Origin of the sequence: Pseudomonas sp. NPDC089534, from assembly GCF_044749305.1 — a bacterium.
In the GTDB taxonomy this organism is placed as follows: domain Bacteria; phylum Pseudomonadota; class Gammaproteobacteria; order Pseudomonadales; family Pseudomonadaceae; genus Aquipseudomonas; species Aquipseudomonas ekonensis.
The window spans coordinates 22942-36118 of the sequence record NZ_JBIVHR010000012.1 but is presented as its reverse complement, the minus strand read 5'-3'; the positions used below and the strand labels follow the sequence as shown (position 1 = coordinate 36118).

Genomic DNA, 13177 nt, shown 5'->3' with positions numbered 1-13177 from the left:
CAGGCTCACGCCCCTGGACCGCTCCGCTCAGGCCGACACTTCGTCGAGCATCAGGCGCTGGCGCACCACATCGACCAGCTTGTCCGGCTGGAACTTGGAGAGGAAATTGTCGCAACCGACCTTCTTCACCATCGAGTCGTTGAAGCTGCCGGACAGCGAGGTGTGCAGCACCACATACAGGCCGCGCAGGCGCGGATCGCTGCGGATCTCGGTGGTCAGGCGGTAGCCGTCCATTTCCGGCATTTCCGCGTCGGTGAAGACCATCAGCAGCTTGTCGGTCATGCTCACTCCGGTGTCGGCCCAGGACTTGAGCAGGTTCAGGGCCTTCAGGCCGTCGCTGGCGATGTGCATCTTCACGCCCAGCTGGCCGAGGGTGTCGCGCAGTTGCGACAGCGCGACGTTGGAGTCGTCCACCAGCAGCACCTCGCGGCCGCGGGCACGCTCCAGCACCGGGTCGTCGAGCTTGTCCCGCGACACTTTGGCGTTGTACGGCACGATTTCCGCCAGCACCTTTTCGACGTCGATGATTTCCACCAGTTGATCGTCGACCTTGCTGATCGCGGTCAGGTAGTGCTGGCGGCCGGCGCTGGTCGGCGGCGGCAGGATGGCTTCCCAGTTCATGTTGACGATGCGGTCCACGCCGCCCACCAGGAACGCCTGCACCGAACGGTTGTATTCGGTGACGATGATCGTGCTGTTCGGGCCCGGCACCAGCGGACGCATGCCGATCGCCTGGGACAGGTCGATCACCGGCAGGGTCTGGCCGCGCAGGTTGACCACGCCGCAGACGAACGGATGGCGCTGAGGCATCAGGGTCAGCTTGGGCAGTTGCAGGACTTCCTGGACCTTGAATACGTTGATCGCGAACAATTGGCGCCCGGCCAGCCGAAACATGAGAATTTCCAGGCGATTCTCACCCACCAGTTGCGTGCGTTGGTCTACCGTGTCGAGAATGCCGGCCATCAATGACTCCTGGGCTTGTTCTGATGAATTCACTAAAAGGGGTTATCGGCTGCACGGGCCGGATCTTGATCCCTACCCGCAAGACAGCAAAATGCCACGCCAAAGCATTGATGTCACATTAACATCATGGTTTACTGGCCCCGTGTTTTCATCTGCTAAAGTCTCAGCGGCGCGACCTCGATTTTCGCGGCAGGTTCCCGTGCCTAAGGGAATCCCCTAGTAACAATCAGGCCCAACCTGATGTTCGCAATATCCAATAGCCATTAATGTGACGCCATTCTCATTGCATGAACGGAGTCAGGCTTTTGTGTGCGATCGCAGGTCAGTGGTTACCCACCCTCCAGAAATCCCCAGTCTCTGCCCAGGCACACCGGGGCGCGGTCTCACGACGGTCCATGATCGCCGGCACACACGACATTCGCTCATCAGACATGACGTTGCGGAGATAAGCATGCCGATCGACCGTAAAGAGTGGGCGCAGCGGTTCCCCGAATTTCTTGTCGAGGCAGAGACGCTCCTGGCCAAATCCGAAGAATGCCTCAGCCACCTGCAACTGATCAGCAACGACCGGGACGCCATCGACTGCATGCTCGGCACGCTGCTCAAGCTGGCGAACAAGGCCAACGACCTGGCGCTCAAGGCCATTTCCGAATTTTCGCTGACGCTTCACCGGCTGCTCGACCAGGCGCTGGAACAGGTGAACCTGCACGCCGAAGCGCTGGGCGCGCTGCAGGACTGCTTCACGCTGATGGCCTGGCAACTGGAGCTGGTCGATCAGCACACCGGTCAATTGGGCCTGGACGAGACCGAGCAGACATCCCTGATCGAAGCCTTCGCCTTTCAAGTCGGTCAGCCGTGCCTGCAACCGCTCAGCGCCAAACCGCTGACCCTCGTCAGCTACCTGGATCGCCAGGCTCAAATCGGCCGCTGAAGAAGACGGCCGGTATTGGCCTTCTGTTTGCGTGAACCGATGCAGGTCGCAATCAGACAACTCACATACCCGCCAGCGACAAGCCCACAAAAACAATGACACCCGGCCGACAACAACATTCCCTGTCGACATCGGGGTTTACCTGTGCATGAAACTTCAGGAAAAGCCGATATCTATCGAGTCTTGAATATCAACTTTTCCATTATGGAACAGGCGTCCAACAAAGCATGTTTCCTGACTTTTTGGACATATATCGCAAACGCGACCAACGGTATCCGAAGTGGTATTATGCCGCCCGTTAGTTGCTTTCAATTAATGGCACAGTGACTCCAATCGTCGACATAGAGCGAAGTAAACGATCACTTTTCGCTCGGGGCCGCATTGAAAGCATCGACCGAACGACAATATTTTAAGACAGAGACCCGCCACCCCTCATGGCCGGTCTGCCCGCAGCGAACATCCATTGGCTCCATCCGCTATGTACGCCAGCCTCAAGTCAATCACCACATGGCCGCCCTCCCGGGAAAACGCACGCCGTTTCACCCTGACGCTGTGCATTTGCTCGGCCCTGGGCTGCCTGCTGACCTATGGCCTGTCGGCCCCGCTGTCCCTGGGCCTGCTGCTGGTCAACGTCGCGGCCGCCGTTTGCGTCGCCGTGCAGTACCGGCTTTCGCGCAAATCGATCAAGTTCCAGCCCCAGGAACTGGCCGACCGCCTGCTGGAAGTCCAGGAAAACGAGCGTCACCGCCTCAGCCGTGAACTGCACGACGACATCGGCCAGTTGCTGACCGCCGCCAAACTGCAAAGCGAATGGCTCAAGCGACGCCTGCCGGAAGATCTGCAGTCGTCCTGTTCGGCACTCTGCGACACCCTCGAAGAAACCCTGAACAAAGTGCGGGATGTATCGGCCATTCTCAATCCCCGGCAATTGACCAGCCTGGGATTGGAAGCCAGTTTGCGCGCGCACTTGCTCAAGACGCTCGGCAGCACTTCAATTCACTGGAGCCTGGACTGCCGGCAGCGCCTGAACGGCATTCCCGAAGAAATGGCCGTGGCCGCATTCCGCATCACCCAGGAAGCGGTGACCAACATCCTGCGCCATGCCAACGCCAGCAACCTGCTGATCTGCATCCAGCGCCTGCCGCAGGGCCTGACGCTGATGATCAGCGATGATGGCCAAGGGTTCTCGCCGGCACAGAATCCGGGGCGCGAAGGCCAGCGGGGAATGGCGGGAATGGCCGAACGGATCGAACAGCTGGGCGGCAATCTGACCGTCACCAGCGAGCCGGGCAAAGGCACTCAAATCGAAGCACTTTTCCCCTGGGCGCCCCGCGCGCTTGAGCGGGCCAGCACCCATAAGGTTTTGCGTTGACTTGTAACTTACTCCTGGTGGATGACCACTCGCTGATCAGGGCCGGCGTGCGCGCTCTGGTGCTGGACATTCCCGGCTACGCGGTAATCGGCGAGGCCAGCGACGGCTCGCAGTTGCTTGAACTGGTCGAGCGGCTGATTCCCGATATCGTGCTGCTGGACATTTCCATGAAAGAAACCGGCGGCCTGGAGGCCCTGCAGCAGCTCAAGCGGGTGCGTCCGCAAAGCAAGGTGCTGATCCTGTCGATGCACACCGACCCTGCGCTGATCATGCAGGCGCTGGAATCCGGCGCCCATGGCTACCTGCTCAAGGACACCACGGCCACCGAGCTGGAACACGCCCTGGAAGCCCTGCGCAACAACGAACGGTACTTGAGCCCGGCCATCGCCCACACGGTGATCAACCAGGCGCTGATCCGCACCCAGAAGAGCCAGCCGGAAACGACCGACACCCACAACCTGACGGCCCGCCAGCTGGAAATCCTGCGGCTGATCGTGCGCGGCAAGTCCACACGGGAAATCGCCAACGGCCTGGGCCTGAGCATCAAGACCGTGGAGACCCACCGCTCGCAGATCATGAAACGCCTGCAGATCTACGACGTGGCGGGCCTCGTGCTGTTCGCGGTGCGCGAACAGATCATCAGCCTGGACGATTGACCGCGGCACCGCCCAGCAACGGCGAATCCTGCGGCAGGTGCACGCGCAGCGCCGCGGGGCGCGCCTCGAACCGCAAGCTGTCGCCCTCCATCGGCTCACCGTCGAGGTTGATGCAAAGCCCTTCGGCGACCTTGATCTCGACCCAGGGCAAACGGGTGCGAACGAACAGGTTATCCAGGCCGAAACCGTCACTGAGCAACGTCTTCAGCGTACCGACCACCTCCTGCGGCGCCGGCAGGATCCCGATGTCCAAAAGGCCGTCGTCGACCACCGCCTCCGGGCACAGCACATGCCCGCCCCCCGCCTGCCGGCCATTGCCGATGCCCAGCGCCAGCAACTCGCCGCTCCAGTAGAAATCCGGCCCCTGCAGCTCGCCGTAGGCCGCATGCAGCTCGCTGAACCGCGACAGCCCCGTGAACAGGTAGGCGGCACCGCCAAGCACCTTTTTCAGGTCTTCCGACGTGTTGGCCGTCACCTGGCTGCCGAGCCCACCGGTGGCCATGTTGAGGAATATCTGCCCGCCCACCTCGCCAAGGTCAATGTCGAACGCCGGCGCTTCCAGCAACGCCAGCGCCTCATCCACCGCCAAGGGAATGCCCGCTGCGCGGGAGAAATCGTTGGCCGTGCCCAGCGGGAGCAGAACCAGGCTGGCCTTGCGCGCATGCCCCGCCAAGGCCTGGGCCACATCGCGCAACGTCCCGTCACCTCCGCCGGCGATGATTTGCGCAAAGCCAGCCTCCAGCGCCTCCTCCACGATCCGTTGCGCATCCCCGGACTCCCACGTCAACCGCACCGCCAGATCCCAGCCGCCCCTGCGCCTGTCCTCTACGGCGGCGCGGACCTGTTCGTTGAGCGCCTGCTTGCCATGCAGGATCAAAAGCGCCTTGCGTTCACCCATGGCTGTTCCTCCTGAAACTGAATCGGTCACGGCCATCTTGACCACCCGTGAACGAAAAAATCTCAAACGCCTGATTCGGGCAGCGGAAGCCGAGCCTTTCGTCCCACGACGCAAGGATCTTTCTTACAAAACATGAGGAAACGGCTCAATTGACCCCTTCCAGGCAATGAGACACTTTGTGCAAGCGGTATCAATCATCAGTCTGGCCACAACACAAGGAAGTGCAGGTAATGAGTGTAAACACCCCGAAGGCGTTCGAAGGATCGAGCGACCTCAACCGTTGCATAGGCCACTTCAGGACAGGAGGCGGCCACTGCCATGCAAAGCCATGAAACCCGAATGCCTCTGAGCCCGGTCACCCCGCTTGGCGACAGCCGCCCCGGTCAGCAGAACGAGTTCAGAAGCAACGACAGAAAAAGCGGAGAAGCCGATATGGAACCACGGGTCGTCGAGCTGGAAACCCATCTCAAGTACATTCGCCGTGACATGGACGAAATCCGGGATGACGTCAAATCCATCAAGTACCGCCTGGCCTATTCGGCAGGCGCCACCGCAGTGGTGCTGGGCATGCTGGGCTGGGTGGCCAACAGCCGATTCGACCAGCTCGTATCACTGCTGAGCCCGTTGATGCCCGGGTGAGTGCGAGGCCGGATCATCGGCTTCGCACACACCCGGCAAGATCAACCCAACAGCTCACTCAGGGGGATGAAAGTCACTTCATCTCCCTCAGACAGCGTCCGCCCTTCCATGACCTCCACCAGCCCCTCGGCCCACGCCGCACTACGCAGGACACCTGAGCTCTGATTGCCATAAATGATGGCGCCACCTTGATCCAGCCGCCCCCGCAGGTACTCGCGACGGTTGCCGGCCTGAGGCCAGTCAAACCGTGCCGGCACCCGGAACCTCAAGGGCGTGACATCCTGAACGCCCTGACGCCGCAAGATGTAGGGCCGTGCCAGCAACGCAAACGTCACAAGCGTCGAGGCCGGATTCCCTGGCAAGCCGATCACCGGCACGTTCCGGAAATGGCCGCAGGTCAGCGGCTTGCCGGGCTTGATCGCCAGTTTCCACAGCGCCAGTTCGCCTTCCTCCCTCAGGGCGACGCCGAGGAAATCAGCCTCCCCCACCGAAACCCCGCCCGTGGACAGGATCAGGTCAACGTCCTGCAATTGCCCCAGACGCGCACGGGTGGCATCGAGGTCGTCCGGAAGGATTCCCGCATCAATCACCTCGCAGCCCATGCGTTGCAACCAACTGCACAGCAGAACCCGGTTGCTGTTGTAGATCTGCCCCGGCCCAAGGGGCTGGCCAGGCTCGACCAACTCGTCGCCCGTCGACACCACGGCGACGCGGACCTTGCGCACCACATCAAGCCCGGCGCACCCCAAGGATGCCGCCAGGCCCTGCTCAATCGGCCCCAGACGGGTTCCCGCCGTCAGGATCCGTTCTCCGGCAGTGGTTTCCTGGCCTTGGGGACGGATGTTCTGCCCCGCCGCCATGGGTTGGAGGAAACGCACGCGCCCATCGGCCTGGATCTCGGTGTTTTCCTGCATCTCCACACAATCGGCGCCCGCCGGCACGGGGGCTCCGGTGAAGATCCGCGCGCAGGTGCCGGGCTGCAAGGGCGCGGGGGCCTGCCCGGCGAACACCTTCTGGCTGACGGGCATGGGCTCCCCAGCCCAGTCACCCAGGGTCAGGGCATAGCCATCCATGGCGCTGTTGGGCCAGGGCGGCAGATCCAGCGTCGACATCAGGTCGGCGGCCAGCACCCGCCCCTGCACCTGCGCCAACGGCAAATGCTCGCGCTCGGCGATCGGCGCGGCTTCCGCCATTTCCAGCAGTCGCGCCAATGCCGTTTCCACGGGCATCAGGGTGCCGGTCTTGCCCGGCTTACCCGCGGGATTCACAAGGCACCGCCTGTTTCAGGTGAGGCACGAAGTTGCACGGACGATGCCGGGCATCCAGCTGTTCGGCCAGAATGCCGTCCCAGCCGGTGCGCACCGCGTTGGTCGAACCCGGCAGGCAGCACACCAACGTGCCGTTGGCCAGGCCCGCCAATGCCCGAGACTGCACGGTGGAGGTGCCGATATCGGCCACCGAAATCTGGCGGAACAGCTCACCGAACCCGTCGACCTGCTTGTCGAGCAGACAGGCGACGGCCTCCGGCGTGCTGTCACGACCGGTGAAGCCCGTACCCCCGGTGATCAGCACCACCTGCACGACATCGTCGGCAATCCACCCGGCAACTTGCGCGCGGATTTTGTACAGGTCATCTTTGAGCAGCACCCGTTCGGCCAGACGATGGCCGGCAGCCGTCAGCCGGTCGACGAAGACCTGGCCTGACGTGTCGGTTTCCAGGGTGCGGGTATCGCTGACGGTCAGCACCGCGATGTTGAGCGGCACGAAAGGTACATCGGCCTTGGCTTTCATAGGCTCGTCCAGTTGTAGGAGAAACAGCCCGGTGTTATATCACAGCGCCCCCTTTTTCCGCCGCCCCACCGGAGAGCCGCCATGACCCCGAATCCCCCGTTGCCGCCCTGTTCAGTCCTGCTGCTCGCGGGAGGGCGCGGCCAGCGCATGGGCGGCCAGGACAAGGGGCTCGTGGAGTGGCTGGGCGAACCGCTGATCGCCCACCTGCAGCGCAAGGTCCGGCCGTTCACGGACGACCTGATCATCTCCTGCAACCGCAACCGGGACCGCTACGCGCCATTCGCCGACCAATTGGTGACGGATGACGAAACCGGTTTCCCCGGCCCCCTGGCCGGCATCCTGGCCGGGTTGAGGGCCGCTCGCCACCCGCACCTGCTGGTGCTGCCCTGCGACGTGCCGGGCATCGATGCGGCGTTGCTGAACAGCATGCGGGAAACCGCCGCCCTGCATTCTGACAAACCTTTAATGTTGCGCCATGACGGCCATTGGGAGCCGTTGCTGTGCGTGATCCCCGTGAACCTCTCGCCAGCCTTCGAGGCCGCCTGGGACGCGGGGGAGCGCAGCCCTGGCCGGGTGATGCGCGAACTGGGCGCCACTGCCCTGCAATGCCCGGACAACGACCCCCGGTTGGCCAATCTCAACACGCCCGAACTGTTAAGTGCGCACAACACTGTGTCAGACTGACGCCAAGCAAGGAACTTGCACGCCGTGCACACGTCTCAAGCTCAGTAACCAAAAGAATTTCCCTTCGGAGACAAACACATGACTCAACGGACCCTCGCCACTTTCATGCTCGCTCTGGGCCTGGCCACGCTTGCCGGCTGCGCTTCGCCGACCGTGATCACCCTGAATGACGGTCGCGAAATCCAGGCCGTCGACTCGCCTAAATACGACAAGGATTCGGGCTTCTACGAGTTCGAACAACTGGACGGCAAGCAGACCCGCATCAACAAGGATCAGGTGCGCACCGTCAAGGAGCTGTGAGTCTCCAGCACGCGCCAGATACAGAAAAGCCCGCATCATGCGGGCTTTTTCTTGCCTGCCGGAAACACCCGGCAACGGTCACCACTGCAACGTGATGCGGCTTTCGAACTCGCGCTCCTGCCCTGTGACCGGGTCGATGAAGCGCAATCCCTGAGCCAGCAGCTTGAGCGGCTTGTCGTAGTCGTCCTCGGCGTCGGCCGACACCTGCGGATAGAACGGATCGTTGCAGATGCTCGCGCCCAGCACCGTCATATGCACGCGCAACTGATGCTTCTTGCCGGTCACCGGGAACAGGCTGTAGCGCCACAGGTCACCGTTCTTTTCCCGCACCTGCACAAGGGTTTCCGAATTGCAGGTGCCTTCGATCTCCTGGGTGCGGAAGAAAGGCACGCCATCGACCAGCCGGCTCTTGTGCACCAGCGGAAAGTTCAGCTGGGGCAAGGCCGGGGCAATCGCTTCATAGCGCTTTTCGATCTGCCGGGTCGGGAACAGCGACTGATACGCCGAACGGCTTTGCGGGTCGGCGGAAAAGATCACCAGCCCCGCCGTGTGCCGGTCGATCCGGTGCAGCGGCACCAGATGCGGATTGTCCAGACGCCGGATCAAGCGGCGCAGCAAGGTCTGCTCGACATAACCGCCGGACGGGATCACCGGCAGGAAATGCGGCTTGTCGACCACCACCAGATGGTCGTCGGCGTAAAGAATCGACTCCTCCACCGGAATCGGCTTCTCATCCGGCACCTCGCGGAAGTAGTGGATGCGCAGCCCTTCCTTGTAAGGCAAGTCCACCGGGATCGGTCGGCCCTCGCCGTCGAGTACCCGACCACGGGCGATCCGGTTCAGCCATTGCTCGCGGCTGATGGCGCTGAAGCGCTCGCACAGGCAGTCGAGCACCGTCAACCAGGCGCCGGGCGGCAGGTGAAGCGTGCTGGCCTGATGCAGGGCCGCAGAAAATGTTGATGTGGACATACGAAATTCGAACCCTCGATGCAGGCCGGCATTATCCAACAGGGAACGAAACGAACCTAGCGCCGATTCCGGAATCCGCCTCAGGCCGGCACCGGTTTGGCGGCCGCCGCCTCGGTGAACTCCTTGAGCCAACGCAACACCTCGACAGCCTCCCAGCGGCCCGGATCATACAAGGCGTACAGCAATCCCTGATAACCGACGACGTCCAACTGCTTGTGGTAGCCGGCGCGCTGGAACAGGGCCTCGATCTCGGCGAAGCACGTATTGAAATGCAGTTTGCTGAACGGGGTCTTGCCCTCGGTGACGAGCCCGTCCAGGCGCAGTTCGAGGACAGCCTCGCGCACCACGTCAACCGACATCCGGTTCACGCTGTTCTTCAACTGTTCGACATTGACCACGGCTCATCCCTCTGACGTCCGGCGCGCCTGCCGGGTGCCAAGAAGGAACATGGCATGGCGGGCTCACCCAATTACTGTATGCGCATACAGTATCGGACGAAACCGAAATTGCCAAGGGACGCGTCAGTGAGCGCGACAGACGGGAAACGGCAGGCTCAAAGGCTAGCGCAGGAACGCCACCACCTGATCGGCACTGAACGGCCATCCCAGTTCGGCCCCGGTGTCCGTCCGCCGCAGGACAGGAATCCGCAGGCTGTAGGCCTCGAACCAGGATTCATCGTCCGCGATGTCCACCAGTTCGACCAGCAGGCCGTTCTCGACGAACGGCATCAGCAGGGACTCGGCGACCTCGCACAGATGGCACCCCAAGGTGCCGAACAGCTGACATTCCGGAAGCATGTGCGCTCTTCCCAAAAATTGAACGGACATTCTAGGCCCGCCCTGAAAACCCGTCGAGCCGGGCGGACTGCAGCGCCTGCCTGACGTCCCCGCCCTGCAATGCCTTGACGCAGGTCAGGGCTCCATGACGCCTTTTGCGCGATGCTTCGCCGTTTTTTGCCTCTACGCTTCAAGGGTTCGCCCATCCACCCGGAGTGCTTCGTGTTTGCCAACCTGCTGATCATTCTTGCCTCCTCCCTGGTGGTCATCGCCCTGTTCCGCCGCCTGCGCCTGCCCCCGGTGCTGGGTTATCTGTGCGTGGGGCTGATGGTGGGCCCGACCGCGTTCGACTGGGTCAACGAAAGCGAGCACCTGCCGGACCTGGCCGAACTCGGCGTGGTGTTCCTCCTGTTTTCCCTGGGCCTTGAGTTTTCCCTGTCGAAGATGATCGCCCTGCGCAATGTGGTGTTTCGCCTCGGCAGCCAGCAGGTGTTGCTCAGCACGGCGCTGCTGGGCGGCGTGCTGATGCTGCTGGGCATGCACGCCACCCCGGCGCTGCTGCTCGGCGCCGGCCTGTCGCTGTCGTCCACGGCGATCGTCACCAAGGAGCTGGGCAGCCTCGGGGAAGTGTTCAGCAGCCACGGCCAGAACGCCGTGGGCGTGCTGCTGTTTCAGGATGTGGTGGCGGTGCTGCTGCTGACGCTGGTGCCGGCGTTCGCCGGCGGCAGCGGGCAGGCCTGGTACTGGGCGCTGCCCCTGACGCTGGTCAAGACCGTGGTGCTGTTCTTCGGGCTGCTGCTGGCCAGCCGCTGGCTGCTGCCGCGCCTGTTCCACGAGGTGGCCGCCTCACGCTCGGCCGAACTGTTCGTGCTGCTGGCCCTGGTGATCGTGCTGCTGACGGCATGGCTGACCCACCTGCTCGGCCTGTCCCCCGCCCTCGGCGCGTTCCTGGCCGGCATGCTGCTGGGCGAGAGCCACTACCGGCACCAGATCGAGGCCGACATCCGGCCGTTCCGCGACATCCTGCTGGGCCTGTTTTTCGTCAGTATCGGCATGCTCATCGACCTGCAGCTGTTCGCCAGCCACAGCCTGGCGATCGTCGGCCTGACCTTGGGCCTGCTGCTGATCAAAGGCACGGTGGTGGCGGCGCTGGTGAAATGGCGCGGCAGCGACAGCGAAACCGCCTGGCGCAGCGGCCTGGCGCTGGCCCAGGGCGGCGAGTTCTGCTTCGCCCTGATGGCCCAGATGCAACAGCACAGCCTGCTGCCCGAGGGGCTCGGCGCCCTGCTGCTCGCCGCGACCTTCTGCTCGATGCTGCTGACCCCGCTGCTTCTGCGTGCCGCGCCGCGCCTTGCGGCCCGCCTGCACCGCAAACCCAACCAGACGGCGCAGATCGAGGAGATCAGCGCCCTCAACGCCGGGCTCGACCGGCATGTGGTGATTTGCGGCTACGGGCGAGTCGGCCAATCCATCGGCCGTTTCATGCGCAATGCCGGGCAACCCTACGTCGCGCTGGACAACGACCCGGTGCGCGTTCAGGAGGCCGCCGCCACCGAACGGGACGTGCATTACGGCGACTCCGCGCGCGGCGATCTGCTGACCGCCGTCGGATTGCTGCGCGCCCGGCTGCTGGTGATCGCCGTGGACCAGAGCGATGTCGCGCTGCAGGTGCTCAAGGAGGCCCGGCGCCTCAACACCAAGGTGCCGATCCTGGTGCGCACCCGCGACGACAGCCAGTGGGCGGAACTGAAAGCCGCCGGCGCCAGCGAAGTGGTGCCGGAACTGCTGGAGTCGAGCCTGATGCTCGCCTCGCACGCGTTGGTCCTGCTGGGGCTGCCCGCACACAAGGTGCAGGAGCAGATCGATCAGGTGCGCATCGACCGCTATCGCCTGCTGCACGGGTTCTACCCCGGCAGCGAAGACGAAGAGACCTAGTCCTGACTGACCGCACCGATCTTGTGCAGCGACAGGTCCGCGCCGTAGTACTCCTGTTCCTGGGTCAGGCGCAGGCCGTACAGCCCGCGGATCGCCCCATAGACGGCGAAACCGCCGGCCAGCGCAACGACCACGCCCAGCGCCGTGCCGATCAGTTGGCTGGCGAGGCTGACGCCGCCGAGCCCGCCCAGCGCAGTCTGGCCGAAAATCCCGCAGGCCACGCCGCCCCATACGCCGCACAACCCGTGCAGGGGCCAGACGCCAAGCACGTCATCGATCCGCCATTTGACCTGTGCGGCGGTGAAGCACCAGACGAACAGGGCCCCGGCGACCGCACCGGTCGCCAAGGCGCCGACCGGATGCATCAGATCGGAGCCGGCGCACACCGCCACCAGCCCGGCCAGGGGGCCGTTGTGCAGGAAGCCCGGGTCATTGCGCCCGACGATCAACGCCGCCACGGTGCCGCCGACCATCGCCATCAGCGAGTTGACCGCCACCAGACCGCTGACGCCTTGCAGGGTCTGCGCGCTCATCACGTTGAAGCCGAACCAGCCGACGATCAGGATCCACGAGCCCAGCGCCAGGAACGGAATGCTCGAAGGCGCGAACGCCACCAGGCGGCCGTCGCGGTAGCGTCCGTTGCGCGGCCCGAGCAGCAGCACCGCGGCCAGCGCCAGCCAGCCGCCCACGGCATGCACCACCACGGAACCGGCGAAGTCATGGAAACCTGCGCCGAACGTCGCGGCCAGCCAGGCCTGCACGCCATAGTTGCCGTTCCAGACCATGCCCTCGAAGAACGGGTAGATGAACGCCGTGATCAGCGCCGTCGCGCACAGTTGCGGCACGAACCGCGCACGCTCGGCGATGCCGCCGGAAATGATCGCCGGGATGGCCGCCGCGAACGTCAGCAGGAAGAAGAACTTGACCAGCCCGTAGCCGTGGTCGGCGCTGAGCACCGCCGCCGGCTGGAGAAAGGTCACGCCGTAGGAAATCCAATAGCCTATAAAGAAATAGGCCAGGGTCGAGACCGCAAAGTCGCTGAGGATCTTCGACAGTGCGTTGACCTGGTTCTTCTGGCGTACCGTGCCGACCTCCAGAAACGCAAACCCCGCGTGCATGGCCAGCACCATGACCGCGCCGATCAGAATGAACAACGTATTGGAGCTGTGAACCAACGTGTCCACAGCGCTTTGCAGATTTTCCATGAGGAGGCAGACCCGAGGCTGAAAATGGCACCAAAGCGGTTCATGCGGGCATTTCTTG

15 protein-coding genes are annotated in these 13177 nt (G+C 63.4%); 7 read left to right on the top strand and 8 right to left on the bottom strand.

From position 1 onward, the window contains the following. Positions 1-27: 27 nt before the first annotated feature. Positions 28-963, bottom strand: a complete 936-nt coding sequence (locus ACIP0B_RS05465) for a chemotaxis protein CheV (protein WP_400830354.1) — start codon at positions 961-963, stop codon at positions 28-30. Positions 964-1414: 451 nt separating this feature from the next. Between ACIP0B_RS05465 and ACIP0B_RS05460 the strand changes: the two genes are divergently transcribed. The 3 genes from ACIP0B_RS05460 to ACIP0B_RS05450 all read left to right on the top strand — a co-directional run bounded on the left by ACIP0B_RS05460 (position 1415) and on the right by ACIP0B_RS05450 (position 3922). Next, the gene (locus tag ACIP0B_RS05460; RefSeq protein ID WP_400830353.1) at positions 1415-1894 is read left to right on the top strand and encodes a hypothetical protein; all 480 of its coding nucleotides are present in this window, start codon (positions 1415-1417) and stop codon (positions 1892-1894) included. Positions 1895-2372: 478 nt separating this feature from the next. Beyond that, positions 2373-3266 (top strand): sensor histidine kinase, encoded by an 894-nt coding sequence (locus ACIP0B_RS05455; protein ID WP_400830423.1) that lies wholly within the window; start codon positions 2373-2375, stop codon positions 3264-3266. Beyond that, positions 3263-3922, top strand: a complete 660-nt coding sequence (locus tag ACIP0B_RS05450; RefSeq protein WP_085577942.1) for a response regulator transcription factor — start codon at positions 3263-3265, stop codon at positions 3920-3922. Before ACIP0B_RS05455 ends, ACIP0B_RS05450 begins: the two co-directional genes overlap by 4 nt. Here ACIP0B_RS05450 and yegS read toward each other — a convergent pair. Then, positions 3906-4820: a lipid kinase YegS gene (gene yegS, locus ACIP0B_RS05445; RefSeq protein WP_400830421.1), complete on the bottom strand. Its 915-nt coding sequence runs from the start codon at positions 4818-4820 to the stop codon at positions 3906-3908. The two genes, ACIP0B_RS05450 and yegS, sit on opposite strands and share 17 nt — an antisense overlap. Before the next feature lie 318 nt (positions 4821-5138). Here yegS and ACIP0B_RS05440 point away from each other — a divergent pair, with 318 nt between their 5' ends. Further along, on the top strand, positions 5139-5459 hold the full coding sequence (locus ACIP0B_RS05440) for a hypothetical protein (RefSeq protein WP_400830351.1): 321 nt from the start codon (positions 5139-5141) through the stop codon (positions 5457-5459). A 41-nt stretch (positions 5460-5500) separates the two neighbouring features. Here ACIP0B_RS05440 and glp read toward each other — a convergent pair whose 3' ends face one another. Both glp and moaB read right to left on the bottom strand, forming a co-directional pair. Further along, entirely contained in the window at positions 5501-6727 is a 1227-nt protein-coding gene (gene glp / locus ACIP0B_RS05435; RefSeq protein WP_400830350.1) for a gephyrin-like molybdotransferase Glp, read from the bottom strand. Continuing rightward, positions 6711-7250 (bottom strand): molybdenum cofactor biosynthesis protein B, encoded by a 540-nt coding sequence (moaB, locus tag ACIP0B_RS05430; protein WP_400830348.1) that lies wholly within the window; start codon positions 7248-7250, stop codon positions 6711-6713. The genes glp and moaB overlap by 17 nt, the downstream gene beginning before the upstream one ends. An 81-nt stretch (positions 7251-7331) precedes the next feature. Between moaB and mobA the strand changes: the two genes are divergently transcribed. Together mobA and ACIP0B_RS05420 are read left to right on the top strand one after the other, a co-directional pair. Continuing rightward, entirely contained in the window at positions 7332-7934 is a 603-nt protein-coding gene (gene mobA, locus ACIP0B_RS05425; protein ID WP_400830346.1) for a molybdenum cofactor guanylyltransferase MobA, read from the top strand. Positions 7935-8012: 78 nt separating this feature from the next. Then, a complete protein-coding gene (locus tag ACIP0B_RS05420; protein ID WP_085710733.1) occupies positions 8013-8234 on the top strand; it encodes a YgdI/YgdR family lipoprotein in 222 nt (73 codons plus the stop codon). Between the two features lie 78 nt (positions 8235-8312). On the opposite strand, the gene ACIP0B_RS05415 is transcribed toward ACIP0B_RS05420, so the two are convergent. From ACIP0B_RS05415 to ACIP0B_RS05405, 3 genes are all read right to left on the bottom strand, one after another. Continuing rightward, complete coding sequence (locus ACIP0B_RS05415) at positions 8313-9203, bottom strand: pseudouridine synthase (RefSeq protein ID WP_400830345.1); 891 nt, start codon at positions 9201-9203, stop codon at positions 8313-8315. An 80-nt stretch (positions 9204-9283) separates the two neighbouring features. Beyond that, entirely contained in the window at positions 9284-9601 is a 318-nt protein-coding gene (locus tag ACIP0B_RS05410; RefSeq protein WP_400830343.1) for a transcriptional regulator, read from the bottom strand. A gap of 162 nt (positions 9602-9763) precedes the next feature. Further along, on the bottom strand, positions 9764-10000 hold the full coding sequence (locus ACIP0B_RS05405; protein ID WP_085577950.1) for a glutaredoxin family protein: 237 nt from the start codon (positions 9998-10000) through the stop codon (positions 9764-9766). A gap of 201 nt (positions 10001-10201) precedes the next feature. Here ACIP0B_RS05405 and ACIP0B_RS05400 point away from each other — a divergent pair, with 201 nt between their 5' ends. Beyond that, positions 10202-11914 carry a cation:proton antiporter gene (locus ACIP0B_RS05400; protein WP_400830342.1) on the top strand — a complete coding sequence of 571 codons (1713 nt, stop codon included), beginning with the start codon at positions 10202-10204 and terminating at the stop codon, positions 11912-11914. Here ACIP0B_RS05400 and ACIP0B_RS05395 read toward each other — a convergent pair. Continuing rightward, positions 11911-13119, bottom strand: a complete 1209-nt coding sequence (locus tag ACIP0B_RS05395; RefSeq protein ID WP_400830340.1) for an ammonium transporter — start codon at positions 13117-13119, stop codon at positions 11911-11913. The genes ACIP0B_RS05400 and ACIP0B_RS05395 overlap by 4 nt on opposite strands. Positions 13120-13177 lie beyond the last annotated feature (58 nt).